Genomic DNA, 24,796 nt, shown 5'->3' with positions numbered 1-24,796 from the left:
ACGAACGAAATAACAACAGACGTAGCCAGCACGGCCCTGTCTCCGGGGGGGCGACATCATCTCGGAACGAAGGGGCGCAATCATCTCGGAAACGAGGGGCGGCTTCATCGGAATCGGCAGGCATAGTGCCCGCGTTGTCCGTTGGTGCCGGTCAGCACGGCGTCAAACTGCGCAGTCGGCTTGTCCTCGGTGGCCTTCCTGGCGAGTGACCTCTGCCACTCGAGGAAGCGCTGCGGATCGATGAACGCGTCCGGTTCGGGGGCTGGTTCAGCAGATGTCAGCCAGCGATTAAAGTCGGCGCGGCGGTTCGCGCCTTCATCCCGTGTCTTCGCCAAACCCTGAGATAGACAGAAGGCGATGAATGGATCGTGCGTACCCCAGCGTAGGAGTTCCCGTGCCCAAAAGCCGAACCACGGAAGACCGGTCGTAGCCTTCCAATCACTCAAGCTAGGGATGGCTAACGGATCGGCTGCCCCCAGCGACCAAGCCTGCGCAACGACGGCTCCCAACGCCATACCAAGACGGTATTCGAGGTTGTCGGCGACGAAACGCTGCCAAGATCGCAGTTGATCGGGGGCAGGGGGTGTTACATCAGGTTCGTTGAGGCACCACCCAAGGACGTCATTCCAGCGGTCAAGCAGACGCTCATCGGTATCGGTCCGGCGGACGCGGAAACCGTAGCCGCGATCGTCCTTGATGAGATCGCCGATCCGCTCGAACACGTCGATCCGTTCTTCTGGACTAGCGGTCCCGTAGTTTACCGCCTTGCTGATTTCCGCAAGTATCGCGGTCGCTACTCCCTCGAACCGGCGACCAATCACCGGTGTGAAGCCAAATTGGTAGAGGCGAGTGCGTTCGGCACGGTCAGGGTAGAGCTGGGTGACTACGCCGGAACCGCGACGAATAAATGCTTGTTCAAGCCATGCTTCTTGGGCGGTTGCTGTTGCGCTGAACGTGCGCTCCCAAACGCTTTTCAGATGTGCCTCGATCTGCGCGCGCGACATTGCAGCAGTATCGCTTTGCTGAAGTTCCTCCACGGCCGCCAACGCCAAGCCATCAAGCTCATCCATGGCATCCGCAAGTCGGGCACGAGGGTCGGTCGCTCCAGTGCCGGCTGCTGCGCTGACGGTCGTGGGCGCCGTCGCCTCGAGCCAGTTGAGGAAGTCGTCTGGCGATACCTGCAGCAGCCGATGCGCGCGATCCCAGATCAGTTCCAGCAGCATCGCCAGGGGGCTGGGCACACTATCGGCATCACGCTCTTCTATTACAAGCGCATCACGCAGCTGGTCGTATTCCGTACTCAAGGTTGCCAGCTGACGACGCTGTATGGGGCGGCTCGCAGTGGCAGTGGTTGAAATTTGGCGGGGCAGAGCGACCAGGGTCAGTCCTTCAATCCCTCGCGATGCACCAGGTCGCCCAGCGCGTCCGGCAAGATTGCGAAACTCCGCCGTACTAAGCGGAGCGATGATCTGCTCCTCCTCGACTGGATCCCACGATGTGCGCTTCAGTGAGGTCAAAAATATGAGATCGAACGGAAGATTCACACCCTCCGTCAATGTCGCCGTCGCGACCGTTATCGGGCAAATACGCTGATCGATCATCTCCACCATCAACCGACGGAGACGCTGCGGCATCTGACCGTGGCTGGTGGCAATTCCCCGTTCCAACAGGAAAAGCTCGAAGCTATCGGCTCCACAATAGTCCTGACAAGCGGCTCGCGCCTCGTCAAAGCGCTCACCACGGCGGCCCCGGGGCGGCGTAAAATTGACGATCGCCTGCCAAGCTGGCAGCTCAAGCGCTTCTTTGTACCAGCGCATCGTTTGTTCGGGCTCTTGCGCGACCGAGATCAGGATGCGCTGATCCTCCTCTACGAGATGCAGGGCGGTCCACAAAACGCTCAACGTGTTGAAGCGATTGAGGCTGTTGCGCCACTGCGAGCGAAGCTGAGGCATCGGTGCAACGCGGAGGGGAAGATACACCGGGTCTTCCTCGCCCCGGAGGTAAAGCGGGCGGCCGTTCATGAGGTCGAGCAGGATACGACCTGATGCGTTCGTTGCGGTCTCCAGCACCCCGATAACCTGGCGGGTGCTGCGATAGCGGACGCCAACGGCCTGAGCATCCCCGCGGCCTTCGATCCAGCGCGCAACGGGCTGTGCGGCCCCCCCCTGCAACGGCGGTGAGCGCGATGCGTACGACCTCCGGCTGTCGCGCGACGATACGCGAAACCAGCGTCTCGAGCCGGATGGCCCGATTGCTATGCTCCGCGAAGCTTACGCGGGTGGACTCGTCAGCGTCGGGTACGACCTGATGGGCTTCGTCAATAATGAGGAGTTTGATGCGCGCTATGAGGATGGGCCCGAGATAGCGCATCAACGCGTCAGCCTTCTCGACCGTAGCGATAAGCACCACCGGACGGTCGGTCGTCAGCCAGGCATCCGTGATGCCCCAGTCGGCGCCACCATACAGACCCGTAATCAGGCACTCTCGACCAAGCTCCGAGGTCAGTTTCGCCTCGACCTCGTTCGCCAGCGCGCGAGAGGGAACGATATAAAGCGCCAACGGTCCGATCGCTGCGGGCTCCGCACGCAGGAGCAATTCTTTGACGATCGCCATGTTGGCCACCAACGTCTTGCCTGATCCGGTCGGCGTGCAAAGCGCGAAGGAGTCGTCGCGTAGTAGCCGTTCCAGTCCCTGCAGCTGCGATGTCCAAAGGATACCGCGCCCGCGACTGAATTGGTCACGCGCGTAATCGGTGAGCTTGGAAAGCCGCTCTGGCCGGAGCACAGCTAATGCGCGCAGGGGTTTGTAGATGGAGGCGGCAACGAAGCGATCGGCCACATCCCGGATCAGGGAAAGAACGAGCGCTGCATCGTCGCTGAAGGTCCGAGCTGCCATCTCGTCGAGCGCGCGCAACTTGGCCATTGCGCGATCCAGGCGTGGATCGTCACCGCGGCGGAGGCAGTCGGCGATGAGGCCGACAGTGCGAACTAATTCGATGGTGAAGTACCAGGTGACGCGATCGCCATCCTCGCCGGCTTCGTCGGATTCGAGGAGCGCGGTTGCGAGCAACGTTCCCTGGTCAGGCTGGGTGAGATGTGGGTGCTCGCTCCAGAAATTAGCGGCGCGCGCGATGACATCGTCGAAGTCGGCGCGCAGGAAGGCAGCGAGCAGGCTGACCCCATCCTGATCGGACGGCACCTGGGCGAGCAAGCCGGCTGCCATCGCCGGCAAACCGCCAAGTTGGTAGGCACCGGCCGCGAGCAATTCGATTGGTACGATCGTGCGCAGGCCGTCATCTGCCCGCGCCAACCACTCAAGCAGTTCGCCCGTGCGGCGATAGCAGTCGATAGCGCCAGGGCACGTCGGCCCATCCACTGTGCGGAAAATGTGCGCCGCATGAAGAAGACGGCGCGCGTCACTCAGCTGACTCTCAGACTCACGCGCCGACCAATGGATCGTGGGAACCTGCCAGGTCGTCTGCAAGCAACGCACGAAGGCGCGAGCCTGTGGGCGGGATAACGCGTTTTCGATGGCCAGCGAAGTGCGAACTTGCTCTGCGACGGCACGCCGCATCTCTTCGGACATGGCGTCAGGGCTTCCACATAGAGGTATACAGCCCGTCGATCAGCGCCTCACCGCCTTCAAGGATCAACTCGACAACCTGCAAGTCATGCGGGGCGGTGTAGTCTGCCGGCGGCTTCTTCCACGGGATCAGCACATTCAGTTTCTTGCGGGTCGCTGCGGCGTTGCCGGCGATCACAACGAGGTTCGTCCGAGCAAGCGTGGGTACGGTCGCGGTGATCGCGGCGTCCATGGACGCAATGGCGGTCGCATGATTCACGGGATCCCGCAGCTCCAGCAGGCGCTGCAGCTGACGCAAGCCCTTCGGAACGACGCTATCCCGATTCACCTCAAACCAAATGCCACGACCGTTGTGGACATTCTTGCCCGTAGTCGGATCTTTCAGGTTCTTCTCGCCATGGAGGAGGGCGGCGACGGCCGAGTTGGTAAGGGAGGCGCGCCACTTTGCTTCCCCGACGATGACCCGGACCACGTTCCCGGCCGCGTCGAGCCGTACCCCGACGAAGTCGGAACCGAAGCGACCGAATACCTGGCGCTTGCGGGATGGATCGTAGCGAAGGTCCCACAGATAGCTCTCCACATCGGCATGGAAGCGGAAAAGGAAGATCGGGACCGACCACTGATGCTCGCCGACGAGTTCCTCTGCATAGGCCTGGGTTACCAAGCCGGCGACTACTTCGCCAAATAGGCCACGCCGGGCGACGGCCGGCAGGCAGTCTGGATAGCAGGCATGGGCTCCCGCCGCCCCAGCGTCCGGGTGAAGGTCGATGCCGACCTGCTTATGAAAATGTTCGCGCGCGTCGAGATGAGCTGACTCAAAATACGGGCGAAGAGCGTCGATCAGACTCTTGTCGATTGGCTTGATCTGTTCGAGCAGGAGGTGACCGTAGCGATCTTCGATCGTCCCGTTGGCATCGAGCCACGCCTCAAGTGCGGCAGATGGGGGCGGTTCGGTGTGCACCTCACAACCTACCGGATAGTCACGATCTTCACGGCCACGTCGCCTGCTATGTCGCGCCACGCTTTGTCGGCGGTGTACGCCGCGACGCCGAGGCGTTTGGCCAAAGCGAGGCAGAAGCGATCGCCCAGCGACAACCCGGCCGATGAGGTGGCAGCGCGCAGGTTACCGGCATCCCAGGCGAGCGCATCATCCGCCGCGACGACGGTATAGGGCAGGGCCGCCAGCATCGCCCGCACGTCGTCAAGCGGCGCGCCTAGATGAACAAAGTGGCTGATGACCTCCGCCTGATTGATCGCGCACACTGAGGCATCCGCAATCACGCTGCCGACCTTGCTGGCACCGCGCTCGCCTTTCAACAGTGCGAGGATCGCCGAGACATCGAGAACGACATGGGTCATTCGCCGCTGTCCTCGCGCCGTACGGCAAGAAAGTCATCGACCGACGCGCCGGGCTGTTGTGCGTAGCGCTTGGCGATTGCTTGCGCCTTTGCCACCGCCTGCTCCACGGTGCGCAGGATAACTCCGTCCGGCGTTTCTTCGACAAGGACCGCACCGCCATCCTCAAGCCCTAGGCGCTTTCGAATGCCCACCGGCAGGCTCATACGACCATTTGGTGTGATGTTAACTTGTAGCGTCATATGGCAAAGCCCGCGTGTGGTGGCATTAGGAGTTATATATGCCACCATGATAGCGAAGAGGCGAGGGGGTAAACGCAAGCCGCCATCGATCCCGACAGCCACAATAGTTACTAGCGATAAGCCCGATTCCTGCTAGCAAGGTGGCAGGCAAAATTATGGGTCGGAACGGAGCCGAAACAGTGATCATCGACGTGCCGACGCCGGATGAATTTCACGATGCCGGCGTCAATCAGCTCTACCTGGCATGGAAGATCACCATGGACGCGCACGACGCGTGGTCCATCGGAGTTGGTGCCAGTGGGGATGCGGAGGCGACCGACGACTATTGGCGAAGTGTGCAGCCTGCACTGTCGAACGCCTACAGCCTTATCCAGCAAGCGATGGAGCTCGGCCTCAAGGGCCGGATCGCGCGCGTGTCGCCATACCTCCTCCTTGGCGATCCAGCCGACTGGAGCCCGAAGGCGGCGAAGGGGGCAACATCGTTTGGCGAGCTGCCGAGCCTCGAGGCGTCAAAGCTCGTAGCCGTGCACAACAGCGTTGCGGACCCGCCGCTGGACCCGGCGTTCAACACCTTCTGGACCGCGGTTCGCAAAGACCGCAACCGCATCATGCATTCGGCGCCGCGCGTAACCTTCACTGCGGGTGAGGTCACCCGTACCATCCTAATGGCGGCAAACGCGCTTTTTGCGGAGACATCATGGGTTGACCGGTTGTTTGCGATGGAGGGGGAGAGCAAGTTCGCCATCTTCGGCCTGGATGACCACGTCTACAGCGCCGTTGTCGGCCAGGTGGCCTGTGCCATCGAATTCCTCACACCCGCGGAGGCGATCGACCTTTTCGGCTTCAATCCCAGGCAGCATGCCTATCTCTGTCCTGCCTGCTTTGAGGCCACGCCGTACGATTATGCGGTGGATCTCCCAAAGCTAGCCCAGTTTGCCGCCAAGGTGCCCGGCGAGACCGAGCTAAGCTGCGTCGTCTGCCAGACGACGACTGACGTTAGCAGAGACGAGTGTGTGTATCCGGAATGTGTCGGTAACGTCATCGCCATGGAGCGGTGCCTGACCTGCTACCAGCTGCAGGACGAGCATCTGAAGATCGACGGCCCACCAAACGATGGCCAGGGGGATACTGTCTATGGCTACGACTTCATCTTTGGCCGGCCCCGCGAACGATCGGGGCGAACTTTTCTGAAGCACTATCAACGCGAAGACAGCGATGACGGTGCCATCGCCTTTGGGAAGCGAGCGCTGACGACACCTCACCTCGCAAGCTGGACCAGCGTCTCGATCTACGAGCACCAGTCCGGTATCTTTCCCTTTGGTGACAAGGCTCGAGTGCGCCCGCTTGGTCATTGGCTACGTCAGGAGGGCACGCTGTCATGGCACAAGGACGTGACTCTCTATGATCCTGTGCATGACGGTCCAGTATGATCGGCGATGATGCCGCGGAGCGCCGCGCGCTTCTCGCGATCGGGCCGATCGATCTGTCGCCAGCGTCAATCGATCTCGCACCGGATCTTAACCAGAGCGACCGCGCCCGGGTCGACCATTTCCTGGCGCGCGCATCGGCGGATGCGACCTTGCGTGCCTATCGGTCCGACTGGCGACTGTTCACGACCTGGTGCGACACACGCGGCTACGCCTCACTCCCGGCTTCACCCATTGTCACGGCTGCGTTCCTAAGCGAGCTTGCCAGAGACGGTAGCACCCATTCGAATGGGCGACCGTTATCCAAGTCGTCCATCGGTCGGCGGCTGGCCGCGATCGTCTTTGCCCACCGCGCCGCTGAGCTCGAACCGCCAACCGTACAAGCCGGCGCGGCCGCGCTGGATCGCGTGATGCGGGGTATCCGTAACGCCAAACGCAGCGATCGCCCGGCGAAGAAGCGGCCGGCCGACAGCGACGTGCTGCGTGACATGGTGCGCCATATCACCGGCTCCGCCCTCATCGACTACCGGGATCGCGCGCTGCTGAGCATCGGCATGATGGGGGCGTTCCGCCGCTCTGAGCTGGTCGCGATTGACATCGCCGATGTGGCCGAAGATCCACGCGGGCTGCTGGTCACGATTCCGTTTTCGAAGGGCGATCAGGAGGGCAAGGGGCAGAGCGTCGCGGTCCTCGATGGTCGTCGCATGGAGCCTGTGCGCCATTACCGCGCCTGGTTGGAGGTCGCGGGCATCACCGAGGGGCCCGTGTTCCGCCGTCTCACACCGCACGGCCGCCTCACCGAAAAGCCAGTTAGTCCGCAAACAGTGGCGCTGGTGGTCAAGGCGCGCGCAGCCGCAGCCGGCTATGATCCGGCACTTTTCTCAGGCCATTCACTGCGCGCCGGCTTCCTGACCGAGGCGGGTCGCCATGGTGCCAATTTGTTTAAGATGAAAGAGCACAGCCGCCATAAGTCGCTCGAGATGCTCAGCGAGTATGTTCGCGATCAGGAGGCGTTCCGCAATCACGCCGGCGAAGGCTTTGCGTAATGAGCAGGCGCGGAAGGGATGGGTTGGCGTTGGCGAGGATGTCGCATAGGCATAAGGGCGAGGGGACGCTGTGAAGACCGACACATCCGATGACTTCCAGTTCAGCCTGGCAGGCCGCGTGCGCAACCTTGGTTTCGCGCCCTCTCCGTTGAACGCGCTGTTCCCGTTGTTCGAGGCAATCGCCAACGCGTTCCATGCCATCGAGGCGCGCTGGGATCGTGAGGCGACGGCGAAGGGCGTCATCACGGTGACGATCCTACGCAGCAGCTCGGACGACGAAAACCCACCGGTCGCTGGCTTCCTGATTGAAGACAACGGGATCGGGTTGAACACCGACAATTGGCGCGCGTTCCGCACCGCAGATACCGCCAGCAAGATCAGCCGCGGCGGTAAGGGGGTGGGTCGCCTTTCCTGGCTGAAGGTGTTTCAGAACACGCACGTCAACAGCAGCTTCAGCGAAGGCGGCTCAACGCTGCACCGGTCGTTCGACTTCGCTGTCGCCCAGAACGACGCCAGTCCGCTGATTGGCCATGAGTTGCGGCTTGCGGGTGCGACCCCGACCATCGGCACGAAAGTGCGGCTGGAGCCTTACGTGCAATCCTACAGTGCGCATTGTCCTCGCAAGGTCGACACGATAGCCGCGCACATCATTGGTCATTTCCTGCGCAACTTCGCCAGCTATGAAGTGCCATCCTTCACGCTTGTTGATCGTGCCGAGCGGATCAGCCTGCTCGATTTTTACAGCAGCAACGTCGAGTCCGACACGCCCGAGACATTGAAAGTCGTCCTCGAGCCCGGGGAAGAACCGATCGACGTTGATATGTACCACATCCTGCTCAACAAGGGATTGCGCCTGCACGACGGCGGCAAGCACTGGAACCTGTATGTGGGCGATGGCCGCGTTGTTCGCGACGAGAAAATCGATAATCAGCTTGGGCTTGGTTACATCGGTGAAAATAGCGACTCCGTCTATATCGGCTTGGTGTCAGGCGACTACCTGAACGGCCACGTTAATCAGGAGCGCACCAACTTCACGTTCCGCGAAGATGACTATCGCAGCCTGCATCAGGCGGCGGTCGACGCTGCCAAGCGACACCTAGCGCCCTATATCGAACAGGTTCGCACCAAACAGGCCGGTATTACCTTGCGCGTCGTACGTGAGAACCCGCAGTTTCTGGCCGTCGCCAGCAATATCCCGGCTTTCGTCGAGGAGCATCTATCGCTCAACGCCAAGTCGGAGGAGGATATTTATATCGAGCTGGCGCGCCAGCGTCGACGCAAGCAACGCGAGACGAAGCGCGAGATAAAGGCACTATCCGCCGGCAATGCCAGTGAGGTCGTCGACCGGGTGCAGAAGGTTGCCAGTGCGATCAACTCGGACAAGAAAGCGTCGCTCGCCGAATATGTCGTTAAGCGGAAGGAGATCCTCGATCTCCTCGACAGTTCGCTGGCGTACGTCGATCCGGAGAAGCGAGACTACTTGCGTGAGGAGATCGTCCATGACCTCATCATACCGATCCGCTCGGATGGCGAAGCGCTCGACTATGAAGACCATAACCTATGGATTCTGGATGATCGACTAGCCTTCTATTCCTATTTGAAGTCCGACAAGCCCTTCACAACGTTTCTCACCGACAGCGACAGTACCCGCGAACCGGACGTCGCCGTTGTTTTCGATCGATCGCTGGCGTTCGACCGTGAAGGTACTGACGAACCGATTATCATTGTCGAATTCAAGCGACCCGGCCGACCCAACTACAGTCATAGCGACAACCCGGTCACGCAGGTGCTTGAATATGTAAACATCATGCGGAACGGCGGAGCGTTCAAGGATCGCACCGGCAGGTTCCGCAAACCTATTCCTCCCAGCACCAGATTTATCTGCTTCGTCGTCGCTGATTTTACGCCAAAGCTGGTCGAGGTTGTATCAATGTCGATTGCTCAGAATAAAAGTGCGGATGGCGAGGGGTACTTTGGCTTTTCGCCCATCCACAATGCCGTCGTTGAGGTTCTGCCTTACAACAAGCTGCTTCATGATGCCCGGCTGAGAAACGAGGCCTTCTTTGCCAAGCTCGGGCTGAACTAGTTACTCGGAATCACGAATTTGCGCGGATGACATAGCTGCGATTCCTATGTCAGCTAGGGAGGGCATCAGGTGGCACTACCGTCTCTGGTGGCGTATAAAGCTGGTCCCTAGTCGCGCGAACCACGTCGTTTACATATTCCGGCCATGGGCCGGCACCTGGTGGCATCGCAGCTTCTTCCTGTCGGTCCCGCAGGCGATTGCGGATCGTGCGGGCGGTGGTGCGGGTCGCCTCGTTGTCATCGTGCCAGGCGCCCCAGCGAACCCGCCAGTTAACGTATCGTGGCGCGAAAACCAGGAAGATCAAGGCCCCCACGCCGACGCCGTGTTCGCCAAGCAGCAGGATGGGAAGCGTGGCAATGGCGAATGCCTGAATCAGCGCCCAACAGGAACGATGACGGCGAAAGCCGTTCTGAACCAGCGTCGTCGGCCACCACGGACCTGCGACTGCCCATGCCGCGAGCGCGACCAACAGGCCGGTCAACACCATGCTGACGACGAAACCGATCCACAGCAGCGCCTTGGGAGCAATGAAGGTCAAGAAATCACCCATGCTGGCGCTGCGTGTCGAGGTCGCGCAGCTCGCGCAACAGATCGGTGGCCGGCGTCGAGACCACGATATCGTGGATGACCTTCTGGTCGAGGCTGATCACGTCTCCGACCGGACGTTCCGCGTAGCGAACCAGCGCAGGCTCGCTGGACGGCGTCCAACGTCGCGACGTGCCGGGCTTGAGTTCGAAAAGAAAGCGAGCAGGGGAGGCCAGGCTGATGCTCTGCGTTTGGCCATCGCTGCTCTGGCGGATGTCGGCGACCACGCCGCGATAGCCGACCCCAAGTCCGTCATGCTGGAGATCGGTCAGCACATAGGCGATCGGGCGATGACCGTGCTGCGTAGGCTTGATGATATGCGTGTAGGCCCAGCCGTGCCCGCCAAAGTCCCACCCTTCCGTAGCGACATCGAGTGCATCGTCGGCCATCAGCATGACGACTGCCAGCGTCGAGAAAATCGGTGCGCAAATGCCCCACACCAGATCACTAGCGCTCAACGCGGCTGCCTTTGGCCCACCCTGCGCGACGATCAGCAACGTGCCGATCGGATTGACCGCGGGCGTCCGGTAATCTGCGGGCAAGAAGCGGCTGACGTCGATCAGAAGCGTTTGCACCAGCCCGATAGCAAGCCCGGTCAGCAGGTGCGCGATCAGGGAAACGGCGACCCCGATCGCCAGCACGCTCAATGCGTTAACCGGCAGATCCGGGCGCGCAACGGCGTACCGGCGGGCGCGGGTATTCCAGAGCAGGATTGCGAAGAAGCCAGGAAGGAGGATTGCAACGCCTGTGACAACGGCCAGCGTCAGTGAGAACAAGGCTCAGGCCTCGACCAATTTCCGCTTACCGGTCGCCTGGTCAATGACCATCTTAGGGCGCTTGCCCGCAGCCTTCATAGCCTTGAGCTCCCGCTCGAGGCGTAACATGTCATCGTAACCGCCAAGCTGCCACGCGATCGAGGCGGTCTCTTGCTGTTCGCGAGGGGTCAGAACAGTGGCCATGTGGACAACATAGGGACGCGATCGCGCCGCGTCTATGGGGCACGGTCCTATACCAGCATCTGACGGCCTGAAGGCTTAGTCAGCCAGCGTTCGAAAGTGCGTCGATGATCCGACAATCGGCGATCGTTGTCGCGTCGCAGGTCGCTCCCCATTGCACGATCTCGGTTCTCAGCGCGGCGAGATCGGCGAGCTTGCGATCGATCTCATGGATGTGAACCGCGGCGATCGCATCGACCTCCGCGCAGGAGCCGCGCGGATCGTCTGCTAACCGCAGAAGGTCACGCACCTGGTCGAGGGTGAAGCCAAGATCGCGCGAGCGCTTGATGAACGACAGGCGATCCAGGTGGGAGCCGTTGTAAACGCGGTAGTTCCCTCCGCTGCGGATCGGCGCCCCGATCAATCCTTCCGCTTCGTAGAAGCGTACCGTCTCGACCTTCAACCCGGTCAATCTTGCTATTTCACCGATCTTCATCACAGACCCTTGACCCTCTAGTGGGATGAGGGTTCATATAGGGGGTCCGACCCAACGAATCGAGCACGATGATGGCGGACGCCTGTTGTTCAGCAAAGCGCGACACGATCGCGGAACTTGGCCGTAAGGCCGAGCAGCGACGCGCGCTGATCGTCGTCATGGTCATCAACCTATCGATGTTCGCCATCGAGTTCGGTGGTGGGCTGCTGGCCCGCTCGTCGGCGCTGATGGCGGACTCTGTCGACATGTTCGGCGATGCCGTGGTCTATGGGCTGAGCCTCTATGCACTCAATCGTGGCGCACGTTGGGAGGCGGGAGCGGCGATCGCCAAGGGCGGCCTCATCCTGGTATTCGGCATCGCCGTCCTCGTCGAAATCGCCGGTAAGATCGCCAACGGCGTGCCGCCGTCTTCGACGCTGATGCTCGGCTTCGGCGGGGCGGCGCTGGCAGCGAACCTCACGTGTCTGGCGCTGTTGTGGCGTTTCCGCGCTGCGAACGTGAACATGGCGAGCACCTTCGAGTGTTCGCGCAACGATGTCGCATCAAACATCGGAGTGCTCATCGCAGCGAGCCTCGTCCACCTCACAGGTGCCGCATGGCCCGACATCGTGGTCGGAGGCGTCATTGCGATTATCTTCCTCCGCTCCGCGTGGCGGGTGTTCGCGGATGCTATCCCCGCATGGCGTTTTGCTGACAGGTCCAGTGCCTACAATCGCCCTCATCGCGGAGAGAACGCATGACATCGGGTCGTCATGGTGATAGGCGCGTTCCCATGCTGGCCCGCGCCTGGTCCTTGCTGCTCCTCCTGCTGGCGTCGTCGCTCGTGATGACGGCGACCGTCCACGCGCGCGAAGTGCCGGGGCAGGCGACGACGATCGAATGCACAGGCGTCGTCCATGTAGATGGTGATGCCGATCAGTCGCAGGGTGATGCCGACAAGGCGATCCCGCATCATCATGGAACCTGTCACGGACAGGCTCTGAGCATTCCGCAGGCTGACGCCATCCCGGTCACCTTCAATATCGAGGGCGCTCGTCCCAAACCCGGTTTCGACGCCGTGCGGGCGCTGAGTTCCGTCGATCCGGCGTTGCGGCCGCCAAACGCCTGACGGATGCTGCCGGCCGGGATGACCCGGCCTGACGACATTCGTTAGGATTCCTCGACAATGCAGAAATTGTGCGCAGCCTTGCTGGCTGCGGCGTCGTGCGCCTCGGTGGCCCACGCGCAAGCCGGGCCGCCTGCGCCTATCACGCAGGCTGGACCGATCTATTCGCTCGACCAGGCGGTCGTCGCTGCCGGCGGCTCGGCGCCTTCGACCTCGGCCGCTACCGCTGCCATCGAAGCCGCACGTGCGGGCCGGACCGTTGCGGGATTGCGCCCCAACCCGGTCTTCCAAGGACAGATTGAGAATATAACGGGCTCCGGACCCTATCGGGGCGTGCGCGCCGCAGAGACTACGGTCGGGTTCGCCATTCCGATCGAACTGGGTGGCAAGCGCAGCGCCCGGGTCGGAGTTGCCAACGCCCAACTCTCACGCGCCGAGATCCAGGCGGCCATCATAGCCGCGGACGTGCGGTTGCAGGTGACGCAGCTCTACGTCGAAGCGGTCGCAGCCGAGCGGCGGGTGACGACGGCGCGGGATCAGGCGCGGATAGCGGGCGACGCACTCCGCGCGGCAAGTGTTCGCGTGCAGGCCGGACGGGCGTCGCCGCTCGAACAACAGCGCGCCGACGTCGCGCGGATCAACGCCGAGGCCAACGTCGAGCGTCAGCTCCGACTTTCCGACGCGGCCCGGGCGAATCTGGCGCGACGCATTGGTCAGCCGATCGATGGCCGTCTCGACGAGACGTTGCTCGATCGATTGCCCGACGCGGCGGCCTATGGGCCGGCGGCACCGGTACGAACGGTCGGAACGCTGGCGCTGGCCGCAGCCGATGCCGACTTCAGCATCGCGGATGCGGGCGTAAGGCTCGCGCGCGCCAATCGGGTGCCGGACATCAACGTCGGTCCGGCGCTGCGCAGGCTGGAAGCGACGAACGACACCGCGGCCGTCTTCACGGTCTCGATACCGATCCCGGTGTTCAACAACGGCCGCGCGGCGATCGCACAGGCGACTGCACAGCGTACCCAGGCGGACGCTCTTCGCCGGGTGACGGCGCTCGACATCGAGCAAGCCATCACTGACGCGCAGGCTCAGGCGGCGAACGCGGCGACGACTGCGCGTGCGGCGTCCGGACCGGCTTTGGCGGCCGCGCAGGAAGCGGCTCGGATCGCGCGCATCGGATATCGCGAAGGCAAGTTCGGGCAACTCGAACTGCTCGACGCCGAACGCACCCTCGCCGAGACGCGCGTCGCCGCGATCGACGCGCTCGCCAACTACCAGAATGCACGCGCGCAAGTGGAGCGGCTGACCGCCCCTGCGCCCGTTGGGGGAAACCAGTGATGAAAAGCTATTATCTCGTGGGCGCAGCGACGGCCGCCCTCCTGCTGTCGGCATGCGGCGGTGGAAGCGACGCCGGAAACGAAGCCGCTGCGAACGAGGCATCGAACAGCGCGTCGGCGAACGCCGGGGCGGAAGCACCGGCGCAGAAGGATGCCGTGACGCTCACGCGGGAGCAGATCGCCGCAGCCGGAGTCCAGATCGGCCGTCCGATCGTCGGAGGTGCGGGAACGATCGAGCTTCCTGCAATCATCGAAGGCGATCCGCAGGGCACACAGGTCGTGTCAGCTGCCATCGCCGGTCGGGTGGTCGCGCTCACGCGCAATCTCGGGCAGACCGTCGGCCGAGGTCAAACGATCGCCGTGATCGAAAGCCGGGAGGCCGCACAGATCAAGGGCGAGGTGCAGGCCGCACGTGCACGGCTGCAGCTCGCGAACTCCAATCTCGCGCGCGAACAGCGCTTGTTCTCGCAGAAGGTCTCGCCCGAGCAGGACCTGATCGCGGCGCGCACCGCAGCGACGGAGGCGCGCATCGCGCTGACCCAGGCGCAGAGCACCGTTTCGGCAGCCGGCGTCGGCGGGGCGGGACTGAACCGGCTGGGAATCGCCGCACCGATCTCGGGCCAGGTGATCGCACGGCCCGTGACCCTCGGTCAGACCGTGACGGCCGATGCCGAGCTCTATCGCATCGCCAATCTCGGCCAGGTGTCGCTGGCTTTGAACCTCAAGCCGGAGGATGCCGGCCGCGTCCGTCCCGGCAACGTCGTGACGGTCAAGGCCGCGGGCCGGCAGGCGACGGCGCGGATCACCTTCGTGTCGCCAGCGCTCGATCCCCAGACCCGCCTCGTGCCGTCGATCGCGACGCTCGACAATCGTGGTGGCACTTGGCGCGTCGGCGAACCCGTGACCGCTTCGGTCGAACTGACGGGCAGCGGCGGCAGCGGTGCGATCCGTGTGCCGACCACGGCGGTGCAGACCGACGAGGGCAAATCGGTCGTCTTCGTACGAACTCCGAACGGCTTCCAGGCGACCCAGGTGCAGCTCGGCGACGCATCCGGTGACACGGTGATCGTCCGCTCCGGCCTGACCGGCCGTGAGCAGATCGCCACCACCGGCAGCTTCACGCTCAAGGCCGAACTCGGCAAGAGCGAAGCGGTAGAGGATTGAGATCATGATCGCCCGCATCGTCACATGGGCGGTCGAGAAGCGTTGGCTCGTCCTGCTGCTCGCCGTCATCGCCGCAACCATCGGCGCCTTCTCCCTCTACCGGCTGCCGATCGACGCGGTGCCGGACATCACCAACAATCAGGTGCAGATCAACGTTCGCGCGCCAGCGCTGTCGCCCGAGCTGGTCGAGAAGCAGGTGTCGTTCCCGATCGAGACGGCGCTCGCCGGCACCCCGGGCCTCGAATACACCCGCTCGCTGAGCCGCAACGGCTTCGCCCAGATCACGGCCGTCTTCTCCGACGCGACCGACATCTACTTCGCCCGCCAGCAGGTCGGCGAACGGCTGCAGGGCGTGGCCGAGAACCTGCCCGACGGCGTGAACCCCGAAATGGGACCGATCGCGACCGGTCTGGGCGAGGTGTACATGTACACCGTCCGCCTGCAGCACCGCGCCGACGACAAGCACAAGCCCGGCGAGCCGGGCCAGCAGCCCGACGGCAGCTACATCACCCCCGAGGGCGATCGGCTGACGAGCGAGGAGGACAAGGCGACCTATCTGCGTACCGCGCAGGACTGGATCGTCACCCCGCTACTGAAGAACACGCCCGGCCTGGCTGGTGTCGACTCGATCGGAGGCTATGCCAAGCAGTTCCTGGTCGTCCCCGATGTCCAGAAGCTCGCTTCACTCGGCATCACGCTGACCGAACTGGGTAACGCTCTCGAGCGGAACAATACCAGTGTCGGAGGCGGCTTCGTCAACCGCAACGGTGAGGGACTGGCGGTAAGGTCGGACGCTCTGGTCCGCAACACCGGCGAGTTGGCCCGGACCGTCGTGGCGACCCGCAACGGTGTGCCCGTGACGCTCGATCAGGTCGCGACCGTTCGCACCGGACAGGCGATCCGGATGGGTTCCGCGTCCGAGAACGGCACCGAGGTCGTGGTGGGCACCGCGATCATGCGGATCGGTGAGAACAGCCGCTCGGTCGCGACCGCGGTCGCGGACAAGCTGAAGACGATCAACGCCTCGCTTCCGCCGGACGTGGTGGTGCAGCCGGTGCTCAACCGCACCGAGCTGGTTAACTCCACCATCCGGACGGTGGCGCGCAACCTCGGCGAAGGCGCGGTCCTCGTCATCGTCGTCCTGTTTCTCCTGCTCGGAAACTTCCGCGCGGCGCTCATCGCAGCGCTCGTCATTCCGATCACGATGACGCTAACCGGATTCGGGATGCTCAAGGCAGGCGTCTCTGCCAACCTCATGAGCCTCGGCGCGCTTGACTTCGGCCTGATCGTCGATGGTGCGGTCATCATCGTCGAGAATGCGTTGCGCAGGCTCGCGGAGCGCCAACATCACGAAGGCCGACGGCTCACCGTCAAGGAGCGGCTCGCGAGCGTGGCGGCTGCCGCGCGCGAGATGATCCGGCCTTCGGTATACGGACAGGCGATCATTATACTCGTCTACGTACCGCTGCTCACGCTCACCGGCGTCGAGGGCAAGACGTTCGTGCCGATGGCGCTCACCGTCATCATCGCGCTCGCCTTCGCGTTCGTGCTGTCGCTCACCTTCGTGCCTGCGATGATTGCCATCTGGCTGTCGAAGAAGGTCGATGAGGAGGACGGCCGCATCGTCACCTGGCTCAAGAAGCGCTATGAGCCGGGGCTCAATCGGGCCATGAGGCGTCCCACGATCACGATCGGGGCGGCCGTCGGCAGCCTCGTCCTGGCGGTCTTAGCGTTCGGAACGCTGGGGCAGGTGTTCCTGCCGCAGCTCGACGAGGGTGACCTGCTCATCCAGTCGCTGCGCATCCCGGCGACGTCGGTCCAGCAGAGCCAGGCGATGCAGGTGCCGATCGAACGCATGATGTCGAAGCAGCCCGAGGTGCAGTTCGTCTATTCGAAGACGGGCACCGCCGAGCTCGCATCGGACCCGATGCCGCCCAATGCCACGGACATGTTCGTCATCCTGAAACCGCGCGACGCCTGGCCCGACCCCAAGTTGGCGAAGGAGGATCTGGTCAAGCGCATCGAGGGCAATCTCGCGAAGTTCCCGGGCAACGCCTACGAGATCACCCAGCCGATCCAGATGCGCTTCAACGAGCTGATCGCAGGCGTTCGCGGCGACATCGCCGTCAAGGTCTTCGGCGACGATTTCTCCGCCATGAACCGGACGGCGGAGCAGGTCGCGTCAATCCTGCGCAAGACGCAAGGCGCGGCCGACGTGAAGGTCGAGCAGACGACGGGTCTCCCGATGCTCGACATCCGCGTCAACCGCGATGCGATGGCACGCCTCGGCGTCACCGCTCAGGATGTGCAGGACACCGTCACCGCCACCCTCGGTGGCCGCACCTCCGGGCAGATCTTCGAGGGAGACCGCCGCTTCCCGGTTGTCATCCGCCTCTCGGAGGCGCAGCGTTCGGATCTGGGGCTGCTGCAGCAGGTCCAGGTTCCGGTCGCCGGCGGGTCCTTCGTTCCCCTTTCCAGCGTCGCCGACATCGGAGTCGTGGACGGGCCGAACCAGATCAGCCGCGAAAACGGCAAGCGCCGGGTGGTCGTGCAGGCCAACGTGCGTGGTCGCGACGTCGGAAGCGTTGTGGCCGACGCACAGGCTGCCATCGGCAGCCAGGTGCGCCTGCCACCGGGCAGCTATCTCGAATGGGGTGGACAGTTCGAGAACCTCCAGTCGGCCAGCGCAAGGCTGAAGCTGGTCATCCCGGCCTGCTTCGTCCTGATCCTGTTCCTCCTCTATGGCGCCCTGGGATCGGTGCGTGATGCCGCGATCGTGTTCACCGGCGTGCCCTTCGCGCTGGTGGGCGGCGTGCTGCTTCTCTTCGTGCGCGGCATGGACTTCTCGATCTCCGCCGCGGTGGGCTTCATCGCGCTGTCCGGCATCGCGGTCCTCAACGGCCTCGTCATGGTCAGCTCCATCCAGGACCTGATCCGTTCGGGCATGGACCGCGCCGAGGCGGCGCATGTTGGTGCGATGCAGCGCCTGCGTCCGGTCGCCATGACGGCGCTGGTGGCATCGCTCGGCTTCGTACCGATGGCGCTCGGACATGGTGCCGGTGCCGAGGTGCAGAAGCCGTTGGCGACGGTCGTCATCGGCGGGCTGATCTCGGCGACGCTGCTGACGCTCTTCGTGCTTCCCACCCTCTACGCGCGGTTCGGGCAGAAGGCGATCGAGCTGCCGGAGCACTACAACGAAGAGCACGAAGGCGATGATCACGGTCAGACCTTCGGGAAGACCATGGCCTGACGAACGAGGAGGGCGGCACCGTCGTGCCGCCCTCCCATATCGATGATGGGGATACCCATGCCGGAGATCACGATTTCCCGAGTTTTCCATGGCCCGCCGCTGCGGATCTGGTCCGCGCTGATAGAGCCCGAGCACCGTCAAGCCTGGAGGCCGATGATCCAGCTCGACGATGCCAGCCAGGTTGGCGAAACCCAGTGCACGTTCGCCTTTCCGGGCTGGTCACGCTCCGTCCGTTCACCCGCCGAGGTCGACCACCTGGACAAGCCCCGGGCTTTCGCCTGGTCGTGCGGCATTCCTCACGTGTTCATGATCGAGGAGCGCTTCGAACTCCAGGGCGACGACGGCGGCACCACGGTGTCGCACAGCTGCGCCCTCCGGGGCCTGCTCTCGCTCCCGATCGCCGCGATGGTTCTGCGTCGTCTGCGCGTACTGATGATCGAGGCCGACGACCGACTTGCGGCCTACCTTCACTGGCGCGCCGGACAGGCGGTCCGCGGAGCCGACCGGCGCCGCATAGCGCAGCACTATCGGAGGAAGGTACGATGATTGGCATCAAGATCGTCGCGATGGTCGGCTTCGTGGTCCTGACCGGCTGCTCGAAGCCCGCGCCCAGCGACCCGCCCACCCAGCAGGAGGTTCATTCCGCCGACAGCGGGGTGTCGAGCGGGCAACTCGGCCGTCACCGCTATCGCTGCGACGACGGAAGCAGGCTGCTGATCGACTACAAGGACGATGGACTGCGGCTCGACCTGCGCGACGGGAACGATGCTCCTCCCCGGATCCTCAGCGCGCCCACGCAGAGGCTGCAATATGTCGGCGACGGCATCACGGCGACATTCTCCGGAACGCAGCTGACGATCGTCGAGGGCACGAGCCGAACCCGGACCTGCGTCCAGGAGGGCAGCAAGTGACCCGATCGTATCAACGGTGCGGTTCGGCCGGAACACGTCCGCGCAGACGTCAGCGGAGGGCGTGACGATGTCCGATCCGACCATCTCGAACGTCATGGCGATCCGCGCAGACGTGATCGCGCGCAGTCGAGCGCTTCGCGAAGCGCAGCCGAACGTCGCGCCCGGCGCGGCGCCGGGCACCCCCTCGTCCAGTTTCGCACAGACGCTCGATGGCGTCGTAGCGAAGGTCAACGAGACGCAGCAGCGGGAAGACGTCGCTACCGAGGCCTACGAGCGCGGCGAGACGAACGACATCGCGACCGTCGCGCTGATCCAGAACCGTGCAAGTGTCGCGTTCGAAGCGACGCTTCAGGTCCGCAACAAGCTTCTGTCCGCATACAAAGACATCATGAACATGCCGCTCGGCTGATGCCGAAGCATGCTGGAGCAATGAACATTTATGATTGTGGGCGCCACGCCACGATTTCGGCAGATCATGTTTGAGGTATGGAAGCCGCTGACGATCCTCTTCGTATGGGACGTTGCGGTCACCGCCTTCCACTTCATGACGCCGATCAAGGAGCCGCCGCTTCCGACTGCGTTGTTCGGCACCGCGATCGCGCTGTTCATGGGCTTTCGGACCAACGCCGCATATGCGCGCTGGTGGGAGGCGCGGACTTTATGGGGCGCGCTCATCAACGCGTCGCGATCTTTGTCGCGCGTCGCGCGGAGCCTTTCGGAAGGGAAGGACGATGCGGAGGGTCTCCACCAGGATGTGGTCCGTCGGCAGATCGCCTTCGCCCATGCGATACGATGCCAACTCCGCCGCGAACCCGCCTACGACGAGATCAGGCGGATCGCGGGCGAAACGCTTGCCGAAATGGTCGTTAAGAAGACGAACCCGGCCAATGCGATCCTGAACAGCATCTCTCTGCTGTTCGCCAGTGCCCTCGCGAACCGCAGGATCGACACCATTCAGCAGGCGATGGTCGAGCGCGTGCTGGTCGACATCGCCAACGCCCAAGGCGGTATGGAGCGGATCAAGAACACCCCGCTGCCGAATGGCTTCCGTTTCTTCCCGAACCTGTTCACCCGCCTGTTCTGCCTACTCTTGCCCATCGCGCTGGTCGAATCGCTCGGGCTCTGGACGCCGATAGGCTCGACGTTGATCGGCCTCGTCTTCCTCGCCGTGCTGAGCATCGGCGAAGATCTCACCGATCCCTTCGCCAACACCGTCCACGATGTGCCGCTCACCGCCATGTGCCGCACGATCGAGATCGATCTGCTCGAGTCCGCCGGCCTCGAGGCGCCAGCACCGCTCAAACCGGTGCATGGAGTCCTGTGGTGAGCAGCGAGCGAGCTAAACGGACGGCTGTGCCTCGTGGCAGGCTCTTCCTGCTCGCGCTCGCCGCACTGGGCCTCACGGCTTGCGGGCCAGCGCCAGACGACACGGAAGGCGTTCTTCACAACGCGGAGACGATGCCGGACTTGGTTGGGCAACGTGTCGTCTACTGCGACGACGGATCGCGCGCCGACGTCGACTACCTCCGCGATGGTCTGCGTATGGCGGTCACCTGGCTGCCGCGCGGCAGGACGGAGATCCTGCGCGCGCGGGGCACCGGTGACGAGTTCCGCAACGGCAGCACGAGGGCGGTGATCGCGGGTGGATCGATCGCCTTCACCCGCTCCGACGGCAAGGTGCGCGTCTGCCACCGCACCAAGGGGGAGAACTGAGCGATGCGCCCTCTTGCACGCACTTCGTTGTCGGCGTCCGCGGTGATCCTCGGCACGATCATCATCACCAGAAGCGGGCTGAAGCTGCGGCTGGTTTCGTGTTCTCGGCACCTCGCCGCGAGCGTCGTCTTCCTCGCCGCCGCACGCGAGATGCGACGCGATGCCCGCATACGATCGAAGATCACAGTTGGGAGGCCGTCATGAACGACAAGCTCGAACTCGACATTCCGGTGCTGCTGCCCGACCTGCCCGATGCCGCCGACGCCTGCCTGGAGCGCCTCGTCTCCACCCTGGCGACGCGCGACGGCGTCGAGAAGGCCCACGTCATCGCTGTCGACGGTGACGCCCCTGCGGCACTGTGCATCCATTTCGACGCCGCCAAGCTGCCGCTGCCGCGGCTGCGCGAGATGGTACGTGCGGCAGGCGCCGAAATCACCGAACGCTACGGCCATTCCGTTTGGGAGGTTACGGGGATCACGCACGAACGTCGGGCACGCACGATCGGCGACACGCTCTGCGCGATGCCCGGCGTTGTCCAGGCGAGCGCGACCACCAGCGGAACGATCCGCGTCGAATACGATCGGCAGCGGACCGGCGAGGACGAGATCCGTGCGACGCTTCGCAAGCTCAAGGTGGGTCTCGGCGAACGGATCGCAGCCGACGATCATGCCGGACACGATCATGGGAAGGGCGCCCGGACGAAGGAGGAGCAGCATGGCCCAGGCGACGGCCACGACCATTCGCACGCCGAGTTCCTAGGGCCCAACACCGAGTTGATCTTCGCTCTCGCCTGCGGTGCGCTGCTGGGGATAGGGTACGGCGTCGAGAAGCTGATGCCTGACGCGGCGCAATGGCTGCCGACCGCCTGCTTCGTCGCGGCCTATCTCTTCGGCGGCTTCTTCACGCTGCGCGAGGCGATCGACAACCTGCGACTCCGCAGGTTCGAGATCGACACTCTGATGCTGGTCGCCGCAGCCGGTGCCGCAGCCCTTGGCGCCTGGGCGGAAGGCGCGCTGCTGCTCTTCCTCTTCAGTCTCGGTCACGCGCTCGAGCATTATGCGATGGGTCGCGCCAAGAAGGCCATCGAGGCGCTGGCCAAGCTCGCGCCGGAGATCGCGACCGTTCGGCGGGACGGCCAGAAAAGCGAGATACCCGTCGAACAGCTGGTGATCGGCGATGTCGCGATCGTTAGGCCGAACGAACGCCTGCCTGCAGACGGCTTCATCATCAAGGGCTCCAGCGCGATCGACCAGGCTCCCGTCACCGGCGAGAGCATCCCGGTCGACAAGATCCCCGTCGCCGATGCCGCGATCGCTCGTGCCAAGCCGGACGCGGTGGGTCCGGAAAGCCGGGTGTTCGCCGGTACGATCAACGGCGGGAGCGCGATCGAGATCGAGGTGACGCGTCGCTCAAACGAGAGCGCACTCGCCAAGGTCGTGAAGATGGTCAGCGAGGCGGAAACGCAGAAATCGCCGACGCAGCGGTTCACCGATCGCTTCGAGCGGGTGTTCGTGCCTGCCGTCCTCGTGCTCGCCCTTCTACTCCTGTTCGCCTGGGTCGTCGTCGACGAGCCCTTCCGCGACAGCTTCTACCGGGCGATGGCTGTGCTGGTGGCGGCAAGCCCCTGCGCGCTGGCGATCGCGACGCCGAGTGCAGTGCTTTCCGGCGTCGCGCGAGCGGCGCGAGGCGGTGTCCTGGTCAAGGGCGGCGCGCCGCTGGAAAATCTCGGATCTTTAAAGGCGATCGCCTTCGACAAGACTGGCACGCTGACCGAAGGACGGCCACGCATCACCGATGTCGTGGTGGTCGATGCTGCCGACGAGAACGAGCTGCTGGCACTCGCCGTCGCGGTCGAGGCGCTCAGCGACCACCCGCTTGCGCAGGCGATCGTCAAGGACGGCCGTGAACGACTCGGCGCACGCGGACTACCCGAAGCCGGAGACCTCAAGAGCCTCACCGGCCGCGGCGTCACCGCAACCGTCGGAGACGAGACGGTATGGATCGGGAAGGCCGAGATGTTCGGCAAGGAAGGCATTCCGGTATTGGGTCAAGGGGCAACGAGTGCCGTCGCCGCGCTGCGCGAGAGCGGCCGGACCACGATGGTCGTGCGCAAGGGCGACCGGGATCTCGGCGCCATCGGTCTCATGGACACGCCGCGCGAGGCCGCGAGGACCGCGTTGCGCCGTCTGCACGACATGGGTGTGTCACGGATGATCATGATCTCCGGCGACCATCAGAAGGTCGCCGAGGCGATCGCCCGGGACGTCGGGATCGATGAAGCCTGGGGCGATCTGATGCCCGAGGACAAGGTGGCCGCAATCAAGAAGCTGGCAGGCGAGGACAAGGTCGCGATGGTCGGCGATGGAGTCAACGATGCACCTGCCATGGCGAGTGCGACCGTCGGGATCGCGATGGGCGCGGCCGGGTCGGACGTGGCTCTGGAAACCGCGGACGTGGCGCTGATGGCCGACGATCTGGCCCATTTGCCGTTCGCGGTGGGTCTCAGCCGTCACACCCGTGGGATCATTCGCCAGAACGTCTTCGTCAGCCTCGGCGTCGTCGGCTTCCTCGTACCGGCGACCATCCTGGGGCTCGGGATCGGACCCGCGGTAGCGGTGCACGAGGGATCGACCTTGCTGGTCGTCGTCAACGCCTTGAGGCTGCTAGCCTACCGCGATCCGACCGGTAGGGCAGGATGACGGTGGAAGCCGTGAGAACGCCCACGTCTGAAAAGGCAGTTGCGTGCAGCAGCCTGGGGATGTTGCTCGAGCATCGTCTTCGGCTGCGCCCGCGACGCTCGGGGATCTGAAATCACAATGTTCGACATCATACTGGATGTACTTTCCTCCTTCAAAGGTTTCGGCGTTTTTCTGCTGATGCTTTTGGAGAACGTCTTTCCGCCGATCCCGTCGGAGGTGATCCTGCCGCTCTGCGGCTATGTCGCCACGCGAGGTGAAATCGGCGTGCCAGCCGTCATCGTCGCCGGCACGCTCGGATCGGGTGTCGGTGCGCTCCTGTGGTACTATGCCGGTCGCTGGGTCGGCGTCGATCGCCTGAAGCGCTTCGCCGCCTCGCACGGCCGCTGGCTGACACTGACCCCAAGCGAGATCGATCGGGTCGACCGCTGGTTCGATCGGCGCGGGCGCTGGGCGGTGCTGTTCGGACGCATGATCCCGGGCATCCGCACGCTGATATCCGTGCCGGCCGGCGTCAGCGGAATGCCGCTCGTACCGTTTCTCGTTGCGACGTTCGCAGGATCCGCAATCTGGACGAGCGTCCTGGTGGTGGCCGGCTTCCGATTGGGCACCCGGTATCGGCAGGTGGCCGACCTCATCGAGCCCACCAGCAACGCCGTGATCGTTGCCGCCTTCATCTGGTACGCCTGGAGGGTCGCAACGTTCGATCCATCGAGGGGGGGCACTGATGGCCCTCAGTAATCTTCGCGCGCGTCGATCCATTCGGGTCCAGGCCTGCTCGGATCGCACCCGGATCCGTTCTTCGGCGGGCGCCTTGCGTGGCCGTGCGATCGCCCTGCCTGTCCTGCGGACCATCACAGGGCAG

The 24,796-nt window shown here is 63.8% G+C and carries 23 protein-coding genes; 15 read left to right on the top strand and 8 right to left on the bottom strand.

Features of this window, described 5'->3' with window-relative positions; all coding sequences use genetic code 11:
* Positions 1-1,791: 1,791 nt before the first annotated feature.
* From ACP7A3_RS16080 to ACP7A3_RS16065, 4 genes are read right to left on the bottom strand one after another with little or no spacing between them, the layout of a single operon-like run.
* Positions 1,792-3,585: a DEAD/DEAH box helicase gene (locus ACP7A3_RS16080; protein WP_232479914.1), complete on the bottom strand. Its 1,794-nt coding sequence runs from the start codon at positions 3,583-3,585 to the stop codon at positions 1,792-1,794.
* Between the two features lie 4 nt (positions 3,586-3,589).
* Entirely contained in the window at positions 3,590-4,543 is a 954-nt protein-coding gene (locus ACP7A3_RS16075; protein ID WP_043061473.1) for a hypothetical protein, read from the bottom strand.
* Positions 4,544-4,551: 8 nt separating this feature from the next.
* Positions 4,552-4,941 carry a type II toxin-antitoxin system VapC family toxin gene (locus ACP7A3_RS16070; protein WP_043061472.1) on the bottom strand — a complete coding sequence of 130 codons (390 nt, stop codon included), beginning with the start codon at positions 4,939-4,941 and terminating at the stop codon, positions 4,552-4,554.
* Positions 4,938-5,180 (bottom strand): AbrB/MazE/SpoVT family DNA-binding domain-containing protein, encoded by a 243-nt coding sequence (locus ACP7A3_RS16065; protein ID WP_043061471.1) that lies wholly within the window; start codon positions 5,178-5,180, stop codon positions 4,938-4,940. The genes ACP7A3_RS16070 and ACP7A3_RS16065 overlap by 4 nt, the downstream gene beginning before the upstream one ends.
* 179 nt (positions 5,181-5,359) lie before the next feature.
* Between ACP7A3_RS16065 and ACP7A3_RS16060 the strand changes: the two genes are divergently transcribed.
* From ACP7A3_RS16060 to ACP7A3_RS16050, 3 genes are all read left to right on the top strand, one after another.
* On the top strand, positions 5,360-6,610 hold the full coding sequence (locus ACP7A3_RS16060; RefSeq protein WP_133178092.1) for a hypothetical protein: 1,251 nt from the start codon (positions 5,360-5,362) through the stop codon (positions 6,608-6,610).
* Entirely contained in the window at positions 6,607-7,653 is a 1,047-nt protein-coding gene (locus tag ACP7A3_RS16055) for a site-specific integrase (protein WP_043061468.1), read from the top strand. Before ACP7A3_RS16060 ends, ACP7A3_RS16055 begins: the two co-directional genes overlap by 4 nt.
* A gap of 70 nt (positions 7,654-7,723) precedes the next feature.
* On the top strand, positions 7,724-9,739 hold the full coding sequence (locus tag ACP7A3_RS16050) for an ATP-binding protein (protein WP_043061467.1): 2,016 nt from the start codon (positions 7,724-7,726) through the stop codon (positions 9,737-9,739).
* A gap of 49 nt (positions 9,740-9,788) precedes the next feature.
* Here ACP7A3_RS16050 and ACP7A3_RS16045 read toward each other — a convergent pair whose 3' ends face one another.
* The 4 genes from ACP7A3_RS16045 to ACP7A3_RS16030 all read right to left on the bottom strand — a co-directional run bounded on the left by ACP7A3_RS16045 (position 9,789) and on the right by ACP7A3_RS16030 (position 11,755).
* Entirely contained in the window at positions 9,789-10,289 is a 501-nt protein-coding gene (locus tag ACP7A3_RS16045; protein ID WP_061780449.1) for a hypothetical protein, read from the bottom strand.
* A complete protein-coding gene (locus ACP7A3_RS16040) occupies positions 10,282-11,100 on the bottom strand; it encodes a hypothetical protein (protein WP_064312603.1) in 819 nt (272 codons plus the stop codon). The genes ACP7A3_RS16045 and ACP7A3_RS16040 overlap by 8 nt, the downstream gene beginning before the upstream one ends.
* A 3-nt stretch (positions 11,101-11,103) precedes the next feature.
* Complete coding sequence (locus ACP7A3_RS16035) at positions 11,104-11,283, bottom strand: hypothetical protein (protein WP_043061464.1); 180 nt, start codon at positions 11,281-11,283, stop codon at positions 11,104-11,106.
* 79 nt (positions 11,284-11,362) lie between these two features.
* Positions 11,363-11,755, bottom strand: coding sequence for a MerR family transcriptional regulator (locus ACP7A3_RS16030; protein WP_043061463.1), 393 nt, complete (start codon positions 11,753-11,755; stop codon positions 11,363-11,365).
* A gap of 71 nt (positions 11,756-11,826) precedes the next feature.
* On the opposite strand from ACP7A3_RS16030, the gene ACP7A3_RS16025 reads away from it, so the two are divergent.
* The 12 genes from ACP7A3_RS16025 (at position 11,827) to ACP7A3_RS15970 (ending at position 24,672) form a co-directional block, all read left to right on the top strand.
* On the top strand, positions 11,827-12,495 hold the full coding sequence (locus ACP7A3_RS16025) for a cation transporter (protein WP_043061493.1): 669 nt from the start codon (positions 11,827-11,829) through the stop codon (positions 12,493-12,495).
* Between the two features lie 32 nt (positions 12,496-12,527).
* Positions 12,528-12,863, top strand: a complete 336-nt coding sequence (locus tag ACP7A3_RS16020) for a hypothetical protein (RefSeq protein WP_061780451.1) — start codon at positions 12,528-12,530, stop codon at positions 12,861-12,863.
* Positions 12,864-12,920: 57 nt separating this feature from the next.
* Positions 12,921-14,198, top strand: a complete 1,278-nt coding sequence (locus tag ACP7A3_RS16015) for a TolC family protein (RefSeq protein ID WP_043061461.1) — start codon at positions 12,921-12,923, stop codon at positions 14,196-14,198.
* Positions 14,198-15,361, top strand: coding sequence for an efflux RND transporter periplasmic adaptor subunit (locus ACP7A3_RS16010; RefSeq protein WP_043061460.1), 1,164 nt, complete (start codon positions 14,198-14,200; stop codon positions 15,359-15,361). The genes ACP7A3_RS16015 and ACP7A3_RS16010 overlap by 1 nt, the downstream gene beginning before the upstream one ends.
* Positions 15,362-15,365: 4 nt before the next feature.
* Positions 15,366-18,611 carry an efflux RND transporter permease subunit gene (locus ACP7A3_RS16005; protein WP_043061459.1) on the top strand — a complete coding sequence of 1,082 codons (3,246 nt, stop codon included), beginning with the start codon at positions 15,366-15,368 and terminating at the stop codon, positions 18,609-18,611.
* Between the two features lie 57 nt (positions 18,612-18,668).
* Positions 18,669-19,157 (top strand): SRPBCC family protein, encoded by a 489-nt coding sequence (locus ACP7A3_RS16000; RefSeq protein ID WP_043061492.1) that lies wholly within the window; start codon positions 18,669-18,671, stop codon positions 19,155-19,157.
* A complete protein-coding gene (locus ACP7A3_RS15995) occupies positions 19,154-19,522 on the top strand; it encodes a hypothetical protein (RefSeq protein WP_043061458.1) in 369 nt (122 codons plus the stop codon). Before ACP7A3_RS16000 ends, ACP7A3_RS15995 begins: the two co-directional genes overlap by 4 nt.
* Positions 19,523-19,589: 67 nt before the next feature.
* Positions 19,590-19,931, top strand: a complete 342-nt coding sequence (fliE, locus tag ACP7A3_RS15990) for a flagellar hook-basal body complex protein FliE (protein WP_043061491.1) — start codon at positions 19,590-19,592, stop codon at positions 19,929-19,931.
* Between the two features lie 30 nt (positions 19,932-19,961).
* Positions 19,962-20,849 (top strand): bestrophin family protein, encoded by an 888-nt coding sequence (locus tag ACP7A3_RS15985; protein WP_043061457.1) that lies wholly within the window; start codon positions 19,962-19,964, stop codon positions 20,847-20,849.
* Positions 20,846-21,235, top strand: a complete 390-nt coding sequence (locus tag ACP7A3_RS15980; protein ID WP_426256592.1) for a hypothetical protein — start codon at positions 20,846-20,848, stop codon at positions 21,233-21,235. The genes ACP7A3_RS15985 and ACP7A3_RS15980 overlap by 4 nt, the downstream gene beginning before the upstream one ends.
* Positions 21,236-21,435: 200 nt before the next feature.
* Positions 21,436-23,934 (top strand): heavy metal translocating P-type ATPase, encoded by a 2,499-nt coding sequence (locus ACP7A3_RS15975; protein ID WP_061780452.1) that lies wholly within the window; start codon positions 21,436-21,438, stop codon positions 23,932-23,934.
* A 117-nt stretch (positions 23,935-24,051) separates the two neighbouring features.
* Positions 24,052-24,672 (top strand): DedA family protein, encoded by a 621-nt coding sequence (locus tag ACP7A3_RS15970; RefSeq protein ID WP_043061455.1) that lies wholly within the window; start codon positions 24,052-24,054, stop codon positions 24,670-24,672.
* Positions 24,673-24,796: the final 124 nt, after the last annotated feature.

This window comes from Sphingomonas sp. DC5200-1 (assembly GCF_049897245.1).
GTDB classification, from domain to species: Bacteria; Pseudomonadota; Alphaproteobacteria; order Sphingomonadales; family Sphingomonadaceae; genus Sphingomonas; species Sphingomonas aquatilis.
Note: the sequence above shows the minus strand (reverse complement) of the source record. Positions and strands in the feature narration are given on the sequence as shown.